This is a genomic window from Nocardioides salsibiostraticola (assembly GCF_054783655.1).
Map to the genome: position 1 here is coordinate 266,918 of NZ_BAAGQD010000001.1, position 15,230 is coordinate 282,147.

Annotated in this window: 13 protein-coding genes; 2 read left to right on the forward strand and 11 right to left on the reverse strand. The window is 67.8% G+C overall.

Annotated elements, in window-relative coordinates:
• Positions 1 to 5 precede the first annotated feature (5 nt).
• From gltX to ACYVLV_RS01305, 3 genes are read right to left on the reverse strand one after another with little or no spacing between them, the layout of a single operon-like run.
• On the reverse strand, positions 6 to 1,514 hold the full coding sequence (gltX, locus tag ACYVLV_RS01295) for a glutamate--tRNA ligase (protein ID WP_460807043.1): 1,509 nt from the start codon (positions 1,512 to 1,514) through the stop codon (positions 6 to 8).
• Entirely contained in the window at positions 1,514 to 2,323 is an 810-nt protein-coding gene (locus ACYVLV_RS01300) for a fumarylacetoacetate hydrolase family protein (protein ID WP_460807044.1), read from the reverse strand. Before ACYVLV_RS01300 ends, gltX begins: the two co-directional genes overlap by 1 nt.
• Before the next feature lie 24 nt (positions 2,324 to 2,347).
• Positions 2,348 to 2,857 (reverse strand): hypothetical protein, encoded by a 510-nt coding sequence (locus ACYVLV_RS01305; RefSeq protein WP_460807045.1) that lies wholly within the window; start codon positions 2,855 to 2,857, stop codon positions 2,348 to 2,350.
• Between the two features lie 52 nt (positions 2,858 to 2,909).
• Here ACYVLV_RS01305 and ACYVLV_RS01310 point away from each other — a divergent pair, with 52 nt between their 5' ends.
• Together ACYVLV_RS01310 and ACYVLV_RS01315 are read left to right on the forward strand one after the other, a co-directional pair.
• A complete protein-coding gene (locus tag ACYVLV_RS01310) occupies positions 2,910 to 3,815 on the forward strand; it encodes a 3-methyladenine DNA glycosylase (protein ID WP_460807394.1) in 906 nt (301 codons plus the stop codon).
• A gap of 179 nt (positions 3,816 to 3,994) precedes the next feature.
• Complete coding sequence (locus ACYVLV_RS01315) at positions 3,995 to 5,563, forward strand: M28 family metallopeptidase (RefSeq protein ID WP_460807046.1); 1,569 nt, start codon at positions 3,995 to 3,997, stop codon at positions 5,561 to 5,563.
• A gap of 222 nt (positions 5,564 to 5,785) precedes the next feature.
• Here the strand turns inward: ACYVLV_RS01315 and ACYVLV_RS01320 are convergent, their stop codons facing one another.
• From ACYVLV_RS01320 to ACYVLV_RS01355, 8 genes are all read right to left on the reverse strand, one after another.
• Complete coding sequence (locus tag ACYVLV_RS01320; protein ID WP_460807049.1) at positions 5,786 to 7,351, reverse strand: sulfatase family protein; 1,566 nt, start codon at positions 7,349 to 7,351, stop codon at positions 5,786 to 5,788.
• A 110-nt stretch (positions 7,352 to 7,461) separates the two neighbouring features.
• Entirely contained in the window at positions 7,462 to 8,457 is a 996-nt protein-coding gene (locus tag ACYVLV_RS01325; RefSeq protein WP_460807050.1) for a DUF2332 domain-containing protein, read from the reverse strand.
• A 14-nt stretch (positions 8,458 to 8,471) separates the two neighbouring features.
• Positions 8,472 to 9,680 (reverse strand): acyl-CoA dehydrogenase family protein, encoded by a 1,209-nt coding sequence (locus ACYVLV_RS01330; protein ID WP_460807053.1) that lies wholly within the window; start codon positions 9,678 to 9,680, stop codon positions 8,472 to 8,474.
• A gap of 78 nt (positions 9,681 to 9,758) precedes the next feature.
• The gene (locus tag ACYVLV_RS01335; RefSeq protein ID WP_460807054.1) at positions 9,759 to 9,989 is read right to left on the reverse strand and encodes a hypothetical protein; all 231 of its coding nucleotides are present in this window, start codon (positions 9,987 to 9,989) and stop codon (positions 9,759 to 9,761) included.
• Positions 9,986 to 11,293, reverse strand: coding sequence for a DUF6752 domain-containing protein (locus ACYVLV_RS01340; RefSeq protein WP_460807056.1), 1,308 nt, complete (start codon positions 11,291 to 11,293; stop codon positions 9,986 to 9,988). Before ACYVLV_RS01340 ends, ACYVLV_RS01335 begins: the two co-directional genes overlap by 4 nt.
• Entirely contained in the window at positions 11,290 to 12,885 is a 1,596-nt protein-coding gene (locus ACYVLV_RS01345) for a methyltransferase domain-containing protein (RefSeq protein WP_460807058.1), read from the reverse strand. The genes ACYVLV_RS01340 and ACYVLV_RS01345 overlap by 4 nt, the downstream gene beginning before the upstream one ends.
• Positions 12,886 to 12,930: 45 nt before the next feature.
• Positions 12,931 to 14,082, reverse strand: a complete 1,152-nt coding sequence (locus tag ACYVLV_RS01350; protein ID WP_460807059.1) for a glycoside hydrolase family 6 protein — start codon at positions 14,080 to 14,082, stop codon at positions 12,931 to 12,933.
• A 56-nt stretch (positions 14,083 to 14,138) separates the two neighbouring features.
• Entirely contained in the window at positions 14,139 to 15,224 is a 1,086-nt protein-coding gene (locus ACYVLV_RS01355; RefSeq protein ID WP_460807060.1) for an endonuclease/exonuclease/phosphatase family protein, read from the reverse strand.
• Between the last annotated feature and the right edge of the window lie 6 nt (positions 15,225 to 15,230).

The window sequence follows — 15,230 nt, forward strand, 5'->3', positions numbered from 1 at the left end:
GGGGGTCAGTGCTCGCTGAGAGCGGAGCGGAGTCTCCCCAGGCTACGGTCGGCTCCCAGGATCTCCATGGACTCGAAGAGAGGCGGGGAGATCCGACGGCCGGTGATCGCGACGCGAACGGGACCGAAGGCGTGGCGGGGCTTGAGGCCCAGTTCGTCGATCAGCTTGGCCTGGAGCGCCGCCTGGATGGCTTCGGTGTTCCACTGCGACAATCCCTCGACCGCCTCGAGGGCCGCCTGTACGACGCCACGGCCGGACTCGTCGAGGAGCTTCTCGGCGTCGGTCTCGTCGAGGGTGAACTCGGCTTCGTCGACGAAGAGGAAGTGCAGCATCGTGGGGGCTTCGGTGAGCTTGTTGATGCGCTCGGCGACCAGCGGCATCGCCTCGTCGAGGAGAGCGGACTCCGTGTCGGTGACCGGGTCGGAGACCACCCCCGCAGCAGCCAGGAACGGCAGGGCGCGAGTCGTCACGTCTTCGGTCGAGAGCAGCCGCATCTGGGAGGCGTTGATCGCGTCGGCCTTCTTGAGGTCGAACCGCGCGGGGTTCGGGTTCACGTCGCGGATGTCGAAGACGTCCACCATCTCGTCGAGGGAGAAGATGTCGCGGTCCGCGGCGATCGCCCAGCCGAGGAGGGCGACGTAGTTCAGCAGGCCTTCGGGAAGGAAGCCGGAATCGCGGTAGCCGAGGGCGTTGGCCTCGGGGTCGCGCTTGCTGAGCTTCTTGTTGCCCTGACCCATCACGTAAGGCAGGTGCCCGAAGTCGGGCGCACCGGTGCCGATGCCCACGCCGGCCAGGGCGGCGTACAGCGGGATCTGGCGCGGCGTGCTGGACAGCAGGTCCTCGCCGCGCAGGACGTGAGTGATCTCCATCAGCGCGTCGTCGACCGGGTTGACCAACGTGTAGAGCGGCTCACCGCCTGCGCGGGCCAGGGCGTAGTCGGGGACGTGCTCGGCCTGGAAGCTGATCCGACCGCGGACGAGGTCATCGAAGGCGATCTCGCCGTCGGGCATCCGGAAACGGGTGACCGCCGAGCGGCCCTCGCCTTCGTACGCCGCGATCTGCTCCGATGTCAGGTCCCGGCAGAACCGGTCGTAGCCCATCTGCTTGCTGCCGGTGAGCTTGCGACGGGTCTCGACCTCGTCGTTGGTGCAGAAACACCGGTAGGTGTGGCCTGCCTCGGCCAGACGCGCCAGGGCGTCGGCGTACAGGTCGCTGCGCTGCGACTGCAGGTAGGGACCGTGGTCGCCACCCACCTCCGGCCCCTCGTCCCAGTCGAGTCCGAGCCAGCGGAACAGGTCCAGCAGGGCGGCGTACGACTCCTCGGTGTTGCGGGCGGCGTCGGTGTCCTCGATGCGAAGCACCAACGTGCCGCCGGCGCCGTGCCGGGCGTGGTGGCGCGCGAAGGCCCAGTTGTAGAGGGCGGTGCGGACCAGTCCGACGTGCGGGCTCCCGGTCGGGCTGGGAGCCATCCGCACGCGGACCGGCTTGTCACTCGAGAGTGTCGTGTCTGCCATCAGCGCTGAGCCACCTTGTTCGTCAGGGTTCCCAGACCGGCGATCGAGACCTCGACCTCGTCACCGACCTGCATGGGTCCGACACCCTCGGGGGTGCCGGTGAGGATCACGTCGCCGGGCAGCAACGTCATCACGCTGGAGACGTGGGCGACCAGCGCGGGGATGTCGAAGATCATGTCGGCGGTGTTGCCGTCCTGGACCAGGTCCCCGTTGAGATGGGTCTGTACGGCGGCCCCGTCGATGAAGGTCTGCGGGTCGAGGTCGGTCTCGATCCAGGGCCCCAGGGGGCAGAAGGAGTCGAACCCCTTGGCCCGGGTGAACTGCACGTCACCCCGCTGGAGGTCGCGGGCCGTGACGTCATTGGCGATCGTGTAGCCGTAGATCACGTCGGTGGCCTGCTCGACGGGCACGTCGCGACAGATCCGGCCGATGACCACCGCCAACTCGCCCTCGTACTGCAGGTCCTCGGTCTGGCGGGGGTAGAAGATCGGGTCACCCGGTCCGCTGACGCTGGTGTTGGGCTTGAGGAACATCAGCGGCTCGGCCGGGACCTCGGTGCCCATCTCCTTGGCGTGCGCCGCGTAGTTGCGGCCGATGCCCACCACCTTGCTGCGTGGCAGCACCGGCGCCAGGAGGCGCACGTCCTCGAGCCTGTGCTCGACCTCGAGCAACTTGATGCCGACGTACAGGGGGTCGCCGGCCAACTCGACGATGACGCTGTCCGGGTCGGGTTGACCGAACTGGTCCACCTCCCCCGTCACGACACCGTAAGCGGGCTCTTCTCCTCGGGTGAATCTCGCAATACGCACGAGGCCGACCCTATCGAGGAACGGTCAGCGACCGTGCACTGCTGGCCACCGGCGGTGGGGCGAGGTGAAGGTGCCCACAGCGGCGGCGACCACTCCCATGGTCAGCACGAAGCCGGTGGTGGACGACGCCACCGGCTGGACGACGGCCACCCAGAACAGGATCAGTGCGGCGGTGCCGACGGCACCGACCAGCCAGCGCTGGGCATCGTCCCCGCCCACCTCGAGCAGGGGTGTGAGTTGCACCAGGGCAGCCAGGATCGCGAAGACCGCCCAGGCGGTAACGGTACGCAACGCCATGGTTTGGTCCAACGGCATGATGACCCCGATCACGATCAGCATCAGCGCCACGACATGGGCCACGAGGACGGGCTGGACGCGCGGCCCGGCCGACAGGCCCGCGGGCGGACCGGACGGCGGCGGAGTCGAGGGCGGCGGGGTCGACGGCGGCGGGGAACCCGCGGGATACCGGGAGGTCACATCGTCGGCGGCGGGGGGCTCGGAGGGGGGCGGAGTCGTTGGCTGGTGGTCATTCACGAGTGCACTGTAGGCCCGATCTCCTCCTGTTCCGTACTCTCGGAGGGTGCTGATGACCTACCTCGACGAACCCGAGTGGCGGGCCCGCACCGCCACCCACGCGGCTCGCGTCGACGAGTTCATCGCCCCTCATCTCGAGCGCCGGGGCAGTTCGACCAAGCATCCGGTCCACGACTTCCTGTTCACCTACTACTCCCAACGCCCGGTGCAGTTGCGCCGGTGGCACCCCGGATTCGGGGTAACGCTGCGAGGCGACGTGGCGGCGTACGACGGGTTGAAGGGGTACGCCGTCGAAGAGGCACCCGTCGTGGCCCCTGACACTGCCACTGCCACTGCCACTGCGTCCGTGACTGTCGAGTACGTCGCCTCCCAGATCCCCCTGCTCACCGCCCTGCATCGACTACTGCGCGCCACGGCCTCGCGGCCAGCCCACGTCGGCTGCTTCGGCCTGCACGAGTGGGCGATGGTCTATCGCCTCGATGAGGACGAGACCCGGCACGCCGACTGGCCGCTGCGCCTGGGGGCAGCCGGAACCGATCGTGTCGTGGAGTCCCACCGGATCGCGTGCTCCCACTTCGACGCGTTCCGTTTCTTCACCGATCCCGCCCGACCGCTGAACACCCTGTCCCCCGGTCGCGACGACCGCCCCGAGTTCGAACAGCCCGGCTGCCTTCATGCCGGAATGGACCTCTACAAGCATGCCTTCCGGCTCACCCCGATGATCCCCTCCGACCTGGTGGCCGACTGTTTCGACCTGGCCCGCGAGATCCGCGTGCTCGACATGCGTGCGGCGCCGTACGACCTGGCCGATCTGGGGTTCGACCCCGTTCCCATCGAGACCCCCGAGGGCAAGCGCGAGTACGCCGCGGCGCAGGCCGAATTCGCCGATCGGGGTGCGCCACTTCGGGACCGCCTCATCGCGCAGTGTGCACGACTTCTCGAGGTCGCCGCCCCCTGAGCGCACCCCTGCGGTGTGCGCAGAAATTGGTTCGCCCTGTGACCTTGACCACATGGGCCCCACAGTGCACAGTATCCGCAGGTCGACCACTCGGGATGGTCGAAACCCGGCCCCTGGGCTGATCGACCTTTCTTTTCGACGGCAAAAACTGACCGTCGGTCACCCCGAAAGGTTCGCCCATGAGAAGCACCTCGCCCTGGGTCCGGTCCAGCACCGTCACGCTGGCCGCCCTCGCCCTGACCAGCACGGCGCTGATGGCGCCTACGGAGGCCGCGTCCGCGGCCGACGCCTCCTCGACGAGCGTGGCCACGTCGGCCAAGCCCAACAAGTCGAAGAACAAGCCCCAGAAGCTGGCCAAGAAGTTGGTGCGCAAGTCCGACGGCGCCGACGCCTTCCGGCACCTGCGGGCCTTTCAGCGCATCGCCAACCGCAACGACGGCAACCGCGCCTCGGGCACCCCTGGCTACGACGCCAGCGTCGACTACGTCGCTCGCAAGCTGCGCCGGGCCGGCTACAAGGTGCGCACGCCGGAGTTCACCTACGACGAGCGCATCGCTCCTGACGGCACGCTGGAGGTCGGCGACCTGACCTTCGCGCTCGGGCTGCTGCAGGAGAGCATCTCTGCTCCTGCCGAGGGCGTCACCGCCGACCTGGCGATCGTGCCGGAGGACGACACCACCGGGTGCGAGGCCACCGACTTCGACGGCGGCGACTACGACGGCAAGATCGCAGTGATCCGACGCGGCAGCTGCACCTTCCTGATCAAGGCAACCAACGCCGCCGAGGCAGGCGCCTCCGCCGTCATCATCGCCAACAGCGCCACGGGGTCGGACATGCTGAACAGCACCCTGGGCGAACCGGCACCGGTTCCTGTCGGATACGTGAACTTCGAGGACGGCAACGCCCTCACCCCGTTGGCCGGCCAGAGCGCCACGGCCAAGCCCAGCGTCGAGAGCCGCACCACGACAACGCGCAACGTCATCGCACAGACCCGCAAGGGACGCACCAACAACATCGTGATGTCGGGCGCTCACCTGGACAGCGTCCCGGTCGGTCCCGGCATCAACGACAACGGCAGTGGTTCGGCCGGTCAGCTCGAGGTCGCCCTCGAGCTCGGTGGTCGGGCCAACGTCAAGAACGCCGTGCGGTTCGCCTGGTGGGGTGCTGAGGAGCTCGGCCTGCTCGGTGCCGAGGCCTACGTCGACGCGCTCTCGCCGCGTCAGCAGCTCAACATCGCGCTGTACCTCAACTTCGACATGATCGGGTCGCCCAACGCGGCGTACTTCGTCTACGACGGTGACGACTCCGACGACGAGGGCGCCGGTCCCGGACCGTACGGATCGGCCCAGATCGAGAAGCTCCTGTCGAGGTTCCTCGAGAAGAAGCGCGGCATCCCCACCCGAGGCACCGACTTCAGCGGACGTTCCGACTACGGCCCGTTCATCGAGGTCGGCATCCCGGCCGGTGGTCTGTTCACCGGCGCCGAGGACATCAAGACCGAGGAAGAGGCCGCACTGTGGGGCGGAGAGGCCGGAGTCGCCTACGACTCCTGCTACCACGCCGAGTGTGACGACCTCGGCAACATCAACAACCGAGCGTTCGGTCGCAACATCGACACGATCGCGTGGTCCGTGGGCACCTACGCCATCTCCACCAAGGCAGTGACTCGGGGACCCGGCGACCGCTCCAACCGGTCCGCTCGCACCGCTCAGCGGAGTGCCCCGGCAGCGTTCGGCACCACCAGCTGAATCGCCCAGCGCGACGCTAGCCGCAGGACGTGGCCGGGTCCCCCGTTTCGGGGGGCCCGGCCACGATGCGTTCAGGTGGCGCTGGTTGAGGTGCGAGGGCCGCCAAGGCCCGAGCCTCGAAACCAAGCAACCGATCCCACGAACGTCCCCGTCCACGGAACCAGGTTTCGAGGCTCCTCGCTGGCGCTCGTCACACCTCAACCAACGACCGTGGCGCGGCCCTCATCCAGCGTCAGTGGGGACCGGCTCGGGACCGAAGTCCTGGCGCTCGCAGCGTTGCAAGCCCGAGCACCGGGCCAGTCGCTGGTAGCGCTGGCGAAGGTCGCGCACGACGGGGTTGTAGGCGCGATCGGCGGGAGCCAGCCGGCGACCGTGACGCATCAGATTCGAGTCCTCGTACGGATCGGTTCGGTGGTCGTAGAGCTCTTGGAAACCGTCCCACCACTTGACGTAGGTGTAGCGCGAGGTCCGCACGCCCCGCCACTCCCAGCCGAACCGGCGCAACGCCTTCGGCTCCTTGGTGCCTCCCTGGATGAGGGTGGTCGTGTTCAGAGTGGCCCGACCCGCGATGACGGGCTGGAGGGCCTCTCCGTCGGTATGGCCCGCCCTGCGCACCCGGTCCAGCACCCCGGCGTAGTCCAGGAACGTCGGTGCGATGTCGACCATGCTCGCTGTCTGCGAACTGCGCGTCTTCTTGGGGATCCCAGGACCCCGCATCAGGAACGGGATCTGCAGGTTCTCCGCGTAGGGGTAGTTCTTCGAGAACAGATCGTGCTCACCCAACTGGAAACCGTTGTCGGAGACGTAGACGATCACCGTATTGGCCAACTCCCCGCTCTTCGCGAGCTGACGGATCGTCGCGGCGTTGGCCTCGTCGATCGCCTGCAGGGAGCGCAGCCGATCGCGGTATCGCGAGGTCATCGTGTCCAGGGGCACCGGCTCGGAACGCCGCACCGCGCCGGGCTTGTCACGGCGGTTCTTCTCTCGGAAGGAGGGTTTGCCCCTGCTGGGCAGCTTGGCCTTCCTGAACATTCCGGCGTGTCGCTTCGCCGGAACCGGACCACGCCAACGACCCCGGACCAGCGCGTCGTGCGGTCCGACGTGCGAGGCCCAGAGGAAGAACGGCTTGTCCGAGGGAGCCCAACTCCGGATCAGTCGGCGCGACTCGTCCCGCACGATGTCGGCGACGTACTTTCCCCCGAAGCGTTTCGGGGAGCCGTTGTTGAAGAACTCGGTGCCGTAGTAGGCGTAGGTGTTGGCCCCGGTCGGTGAGAAGAAGTCCCACCCGTTCGGTCGACCACCTCGATAGTTGTAGCCGTTCAGGTTCTTGCCCACGAAGCCGGTCCGGTATCCGGCTCGGTGCAGCCAAGCCGCCAGATTCTCGGTGCGGTTCCCGCGCATGAACGCCGGCCAGCCGCCGAACGGACCGTCGTTGTGGCGCACACCGTTGTTCTGCGCGTACTCGCCGGTCAGGATCTCGGCCCGACCGGGGCAGCACAGGGGATGAGGGTTGATGCCGTCGACGAAGTTGATGCCCTGGCGTTCGAGGAGCCGACGGGTTCTGGGCATGAACCGCAGCTCGGTGTCGCTCTGGTCGTCGGAGGTGATCAACACCAGGTTCGGACGTCGCTGGCCCCCCGAGGTCGCGCCCGGTGCCGAGGAGACGTCAACCGCCTCCGTCGTGCTCTCGGCGATCCGCGCCTGAGCACCCGGCAGGACCGGGGTGGACAACACCAGCGCGAGCAGCAACAGGATCGTGGACCAACGTCTCGGGCGGGGGTGGGTCATGGGCATCCTTCGACGTGGTCCGGAGCGACGAGATTAACCGACAGAAGTCGTCTGACCGTGCTTGTTGCGTCCAAAGTCACGACGTCCTGCTTTTCGCCCGTCGGCGAGGGCTACTCCCAGGTGATCGGGGTCCCGTGGGCGGAAGCCACACCGAGGATCCGGCGTACGCCGCCGGGCCACTCGTCGAGGACCACGAGGAACTCGTGGTCGGCACCGCCGGTACGCCGGGTGGGCTCCATTCGCAGATGCGCGAACGGCGCCTCGTCGGTTGCCGAGGCTGCCAGCCGGTCGATCTGGGCGTCGACCTCGCGCTGCTCGGTCCGATCGAGGTACTGCCACATCACGCTGTGCCACAGCACGGTGAGGGTGCCGGTCACCACGGAGAGGGTGGAGACGAAGGAAGCGGCCCCCTGAGCCCGCACCTCCACGTCCACCTCTGCGGCGCAGGCAAGAGCCGCGCGGAGACGTTCGTGGCGCTCGGACTGGTCGGCCCAGACGTACGCCGTGAGCGCCAGCCGACCATCGGTCGTTCTGGGGTCGATGGGCATCAGATCGCATCCCAGGCGTTCGACGATCACCGGAGGCGGACCGCTGGGCACCACGCCCTGCCAGGCGTCCGCCACGAAGTCGAACCGGTCGACCAAGAGGTTCAGCCCGGCGGACGAGCCGATCTCGAAGAGTCGTACCGGCAGGGACGATCCCACGGGCCCGAGGGAGCACAGTCCCCCCATCAGGGCCGCGGCACGGCCCACCTCGTTCGTCTGAGGGGGTCGGTCCAACCACTCACGCACCGCGTCCGGTTGGGCGGACAGCAACTCCCGGAAGGCCGTCCAACAACCGTCGGGCTCGTAGATCCCGCCCACGCTCGGGTAGTACGCCGCCAACAGGCCCGCGCGGCGCTCCACCACCAATCGGTGCACACTGCCCATCAGCCGCAGTCCCACCGCCGAGGGACCTGGAGCCTGGTTGTAGCCCTCCAGAACGACCGACGCCGATCCCCCGGCCTCCACGTCATCAGCAACGCGGGCCAGGAGATCGGCGTACATCGGAGAGCCAAGATCTCCACAGGCAGCGGACTGCCTGCGCAGGGCCTCGACTAGATCCACGCGGGGTCGCTCGATCAGCTCTTGAGCTTGTAGTCCTCGAGCACGCGACGACCGATGATCATCTTCTGGATGTCCGCGGTGCCCTCACCGATGAGCAGCATCGGAGCCTCGCGGTAGAGACGCTCGATCTCGTACTCCTTGGAGAAGCCGTAGCCACCGTGGATCCGGAAGGAGTCCTCGACGACCTGTGAGCAGTACTCCGAGGCGAGGTACTTCGCCATCCCGGCCTCGAGGTCGTTGCGTTCGCCCTTGTCCTTGACCCGTGCGGCCTTGACCATCATCGCGTGGGCGGCCTCGACCTTGGTCGCCATCTCGGCGAGACGGAAGAGCACGGCCTGGTGCTCGGCGATCGGCTTGCCGAAGGTCTCACGCTGCTGGGCGTAGGCGACACCGAGCTCGAAGGCGCGGTTCGCGACCCCACAGCCACGGGCGGCGACGTTGACGCGGCCGACCTCGACGCCGTCCATCATCTGGTAGAAGCCCTTGCCGATCTCGCCGCCGAGGAGCTGGTCGGTGGAGACCTCGTGACCCTCGAGAATCATCTCGGTGGTGTCGACGCCCTTGTAGCCCATCTTGTCGATCTTGCCGGGGATCGTCAGACCGGGAGCAGTCTCACCGAAACCGGACTCCTTCTCGAGGAGGAAGACCGACATCTTCTTGTAGACCGAGGCGCCCTCGTCGACACCCTCGTCGGTGCGCACCAGGGTGGCCACCAGGGTCGAGGAACCACCATTGGTCAGCCACATCTTCTGGCCATCGATCTTGTAGGAGTCCTCACCGTTCTTGACGGCCTTGGTCTTGATGGCGCTGACGTCGGAGCCGCAACCGGGCTCGGACATCGAGAAGGCGCCGCGGACCTCGCCGGTGGCCATCCGGGGCAGGTACTTCTTCTTCTGCTCCTCGGTGCCGTGGTGCATCAGCATGTAGGCGACGATGAAGTGGGTGTTGATCACCCCGGAGACGCTCATCCATCCGCGCGCGATCTCCTCGACCGCGAGCGCGTAGGTCAACAGCGACTCGCCGATCCCGTCGTACTCCTCAGGGATCATCAGACCGAAGATGCCGAGTTCCTTCATCGCCTCGACGATGTCGGTGGGGTACTCGTCCTTGTGTTCCAACTCCGTCGCGACGGGCAGGATCTGCTCCTCCACGAACGTCCGGACCGCCTTCAGAAGCTCGGTCTGGTCCTCGGTAAGTCCCTCGGTCTCGCACAGGCGACCCATGGTCTGCCCCCTTCGATAAGTCAACGGATGCTGCGGGCAAGGTTACCCGCGAGTAGGTTCAGTTTCCTATGGCTCAATTCACATCTGCGTGCGCTTCTCCAACGGTCCGATCAACAGACGCTCCAGGTCACGGACCTGGTGGGTGAGCCTCTGCGCCAGCAGGGCATTCTCGCCGACCGCTTCCTCGACCAATTCTAGACGCTCGCCAAGGCGAAACAGCTCCTCGTGACCTGTGCCGGAGGCCACACGGGCCTTGACTGCGTCGAGCCGTTGACCCAACAGATGGCCCGGCCGCTTGATCGGGCTCATCCCAACGACTCGTCGCGGTAGCGGTGCAGGGCCTTGGCTGCGACCCGCCCGTCGGCGGCCTTGACCGGCAGCAACAACTCGGTGACCACGTCGGTCAACTCCGCCACCCGTAGATGCAACCCACGATCGGCGGCCACCTGAGCCTCCAGATCCGCGATGCGAGCCCGCAACTCCTCGGCGCGACCTTCCACGCGGGGAGCGGTCACGCGGCGTACGACGCCCTTGCCGAGCGCCGCCATTCGCGAGCCCTCCTCCGAGGAGGGGCCCCCGGGGCGCTCGTCTCGCTGGTGGGTGCGCTCGCGCAGGAGCATCAGGAGACGGACGATGGTCTCCACGGCCGTCTCGAGCAGTTCGGCGTCGGTCGCCTCTCCCGGGGTGCGGCCCTCCGGGCGCGAAGCCGTCAGGTCGGCGAGATCCCCCTGTACGTCGTACCCCGCCTTGCCGAGCGCCGCGATGGCCGCCTCGGAGCGGGCGGTGGCGTCGGCGAACTGCTCGTCAGTGACGCCGATGGGTTCACGCCCCAGATCCACCAGTACGCCGTGCGCCAGGGTGTCGCGCAGCCACAGGGCGTGCTCCCGGTTGCCGGAGATGGGCTCGCGGACGACCTCGTTGACGCGGCGCAACAGTTCGGCGGGAACCACGCCCAGGGACTGGTTGACCCGCTCGAGACCCAACTGGAGGGCCGGAACGTCGATCCCGCAGGCCCGGGCGAAGCGGTGCCACAACTCCTCCTGATCGCCCCGTTCGCGCGGCACGGTCACGATGTGCACGCGATCGGCCGGCAGATCGCGACCCCAACGCGCGGCCACCCCGGAGGGATCGAGGGTCCGCCAGCCCCACTCCACCCGAACTCCGGCCGACTCCGGCCGGGGCCGCCACTTCTCCAGGGGCGTGGTGAGTGCGAACTTCAACCGCTCCTGCCAGGCCGAGGGAACGGCGAGACCCAGATCGCGGGCGGTGATCACGACGTGGACCTCGAGCCCCTCGAGGTCGGCCAGCGCGGTGCTGACCTGGTCGGCGGAGGCTCCGGCGAACAACTCATAGCTGACGATGGCGACCTCGCCGGACCACTGCCGAATCTGGTCCACCAGTCGGGTCCAGGCCTGCGAGGCACGTTCGGGCAACTTCTCCAGACGCGGATCCTCGCGCACGACCATCGCGGCGTGGATGCGGTCGAGGTGGGTCTCGCCCACCACCAGGACACCAGCCTGACCCAACCGATCACGGTTGGCCTCGAGCACCCGCTGGAGGTACGTCGTGCCGGACTTGGGGGCACCGACGTGTAGATAGACCCGTGTGGTCACTCCTCGTCATCTCCTTCGTGGTCGCGCATCAGTCCGATCCCGGGAAACGTCGCCATCATTCTCCACCGTGCCGCGGGCCCGCCGGTCACCGCCGCCGAGCCGGCCGGGAAACCGTCGCGAACGTCGATCACTCCCCCGGCCCGGATGACGGCCTCCTCCGCCTCCTGTGGATCGAGAGGACGCAGACGTCCGCCCCCGATCTCGGCACGGTGGGCCGTCGACTCGGAGGGCGACCTGGCCCAACCCTCGAGCAACAGCCGCCCGCCGCTTCGCAGCACGATGGTGACGAACCGCCAGAAGTTCTCCAGCCCGTCGGGATCCAGGGTCTCGAGCACCTCGCGTGCGTAGATCGCCGGTTCGCGGCTGCCCCGAGAGACGAGCGCGGCCCGGGTCATCACGTCGCGCAGGTCGTAGAGGTTCATGTGGTCGAACTTGGCGGGCAGACTCTCCGCCCGGGCCGTCCGCTTGGGCGCTCGCAGGCTCTGGCGGGCGTAGTCGAGGCCCACGACGTTGTAACCGCGCCGAGCCAGGAGCAGCGCATCCTGGCCGGTGCCCGCGCCCACGTCGATCACCCGGGCCTCAGTGGGCAGGTGTTCGGCCGCCAGGCTCGCGAAGTCCGACGGCTCAAGGTCGGCCGCCTGCGCCTGATCGGCCAGGAAACGTTCCCAGTCGCGGCGTTGGCGCATCAGAGAGGAGAACCAGCCGTCGAACCGCTCGACGATCTCCGGCCCGGGCTCGTGCCGGAACGAAGGGTCCGGAACCCGCCAGCCGGGCCCGTAGGACACCGCCAGCATCGCGTCGGGATCGGCGGGCGCGGGCAGCGACTGACCCTCGAACTCCATCTCGATCAGCGGCACGATCGCCGACCGAGGGACCACCTGTCGCACCGTCGCCGTCTCGTGGAGCCGGTCCTCGATGTAGAAACACGTGTAGACGTCGATGCTGGCCATTGCCCCGTCCGGGGAGCTGAACACCACCGTGATGAAGGCCCCGGACTTGTTCAGCACGGTCATGCCGTGCCGGCGCAGGGCCCGGGAGATGTCGTAGAGCTCCTTGGCCATGGCGGCCGGCGTCGCCTGCTCGCTGAGGTACGCCAGATCGATGTCAGAGTCGTGCCCGATCACCCCGCCCTCCCGGGCTGCGCCCAGCAGAGTGCCGAACGCGATCCAGCCCTCGACCCCGCACTCGGCCTCCATCACGTCGAGGATGCGGGTGGTGACCTCGACCATCTGGTCGACCACGCTGGAGTCCCGACCCGAGAAGGGCCGCTGCAGCAGGCCCCACTTGTCGATCATCACCGGGATGCCGGCCTTGTCGACGAATCGGACCCTGCCCTCCCCGTCTCCGAAGACCACCTGACCCTCGAAGATCACGTCGTCCTCGTGGCGAATTTGAACCGTGGCGGTGCCGTTGAGCCACCTCACCATGCGCTTGGGCCACCGGACGTGGGAGACGGGGCCGCCCTCGTCGTCCTCCGCGCTGAACGACCAGGCGTGGTGCTCGTCGAAGTAGACGTCCCCGTTGCCGTGGAATCCGTCGGCGAAGTGCAGTCCCTCGTCGTCGACCTGCACCTCGCCCGCGCTCACGCTCACGAGCAGGCAGGTTACGGCACCCGACCCCCGCAGGTCATGGACTGGCTACTTGAACGGGCTCGAGGAGACGAGTTTCTTGGCTCGGCTCATCACGAACGGCGAGTTCTGGTCGTACAGCCACGGCCGCCCGAACCACAGGTAGGCATCGACGTACCGCCGGGCCAGACGGCGCTCGACGCGGCTGAGTCGCCAGGACCTGTTGGCCACGTCGGTGGTCGGCGGGATCCCCAACGTCACGCAGAGGCGGGTCCTCTTCTTGGTGCAGACCGGCGCGTTGTCGGGATAGTTACGGTCGGGGTACTCATATCCCCGGAACGGGGACCCGTTCTGCGCGGTGTTGATGACGAACTTCTTGTTGCGGATTCCCTGTCGCGCGAGGGCCTTGGCCACCTTCGCGCCGAACACGATGTTGTGATCCGTGGCGTCGTAGTGGGTCCCGTTGAACGCGAACCCCCGAGCGAACTTCACTCCGGCCGGCTTCAGGATCCGAAGTGCGGTCTGGACCTTGTCCCTCATCCAGTCCGCCGAACCGGCCTCGATGTAGACGCTGGTGTTCGGCAGGGCCGCGAACCGCTTGGTGGCGTAGCGAATCAACCGCAGCGACAACTTCGGGTTGGGAGCGCAGTAGACGGCGAACGGCGAGTCGGGTTGGATCACGATCGCTGCCGGGGTGTCGCCCACCGCGGCGGCGGCATTCTGGATCCAGGTCTTGTAGCTGCGCTGCTCGGCGAGGGTCGGGGTCCGTTTGCAGGCCGCCGACTCCCACGGGTCCATCCGGAACACTGCGAACTGCACCAGCGCCTCGGGGTTCCCGCCCTGACTCGTCACGATGTAGCGATCCAGCACCTCGGCGATCTTGTTGTCCGCGATCCAGGAACCGAACCACGCCGACTTCGGTCGGAGGGCGATCTTGTCCAGGAGCGCCCGGGTGCGTCCGGTCGAGGTGCGCCAGGGTTCGTACCAGAGTTCGTAGGGGCCGGAGTACACCGCCCAGGGGCGGGCGGCGAGCGGATTGTCGGCGTTCGGCCGGGCCGAGACCGGCGGGCTCTCGACGCTCGCTGCACTCGCAGGCCCCGAGGGGCTGGCCGGTCCGGCTGCGGTCGACGGGACCGTGACGAGGAGGGCGGCGCTACAGACCAGGCCCAGGGTGAGCAGAACGGCCGAGGCGGCCCGGGTCGGGCGCGAGAGGTGGGGCACCTCAGGACGGTACGACCGACCACCCGCGTCTGACCAGGTTTTTCCTCAATCCGCCTTTACGGAACGGAGACCGTGGCGGTGAGAACCGCGTGGTCGGTGATCCTGCGGACCGCGGGACTGGTGTCGAACCGGAAGTCGGAGAAGGTGATGTCCCTGGTGCCGAACAACCAGTCGACCCGCATCGCCGCCGGTGGCCGGCAACTGCCTGCCTCGGCGGTGCCGCCCTGGGCGGCTTGGAGTCCGGCCTTGCCTGCGAATGCGCAGAAGGCGTCGGCCTTCTCGTTGAAGTCCCCGATCACGAAGACCGGGATCTCGTCCTTGCGCAGTTCCTGTACGGCGGCGATCTCGATCTGCTCGGCCTTGTCGCGCTCGTTCTCGCGGCCCTGGCGGTCACGTGGCGAGTTGTGCACGTTGAGGACGTAGATCTCGCGGTTCGTCTCCCGATGGCGCAGTCGGACGATCGGTTGGGGTCGCGTGGTCCCGACGAAGGGAATGGTGATGGAGCCTGTGAAGGTCGGCTCCCACACGGCGGTGTCCCACATCATCGACTGGGGTACGCCGGAGCCGCCGAGCGTCGTACCGGGGTAGAACGCCCAGCGATCCCCTGCGATGCCGGCCAGCACCGCCAGTTGGTCGCGCTGGAGCTCCTGCAGTCCGACCACCGTCGAGCCGTAGGAGGCGATCAGCGACGCCGCTGCCCGAGCCCGGACCTGACCGGAGGCGAAGCGCTCCGCGTTCTTCCCTGCGCGCGTGTGCTGACTTCCGAGCACGTTGAAACTCGTCAGCACGAAACTGAAGGGCTGGTTCCCGGCGAGGCCCTCAGCCTGCCGAGCCAGACTCTGCGCGCCCTTCGGAATTCCCTCGGTCTTGTCGCCCTTGGCGTCCTTGACGTCCTCGGCCACCTTGCCGCGATCGCCCAGCGCTGCCCCCGCGATCTGCCGAGGGCTGAGCCGATCGATCTCGGCCCGGCTCGTGGCGCCATCGGGCATCGCCGAAATGGTGGCGGGGGTGAAGCCCGCGTCCGGCGATTCGTCGGTCGATCCGTCCGTGCTCGAGCGCAGTGTGTTGGCTGCGATCACGATCATGACGACCACGAACACCGCACCCAGTGTGCCGATCAGCCCACGCCGGTCCGCGGACATGGCGAC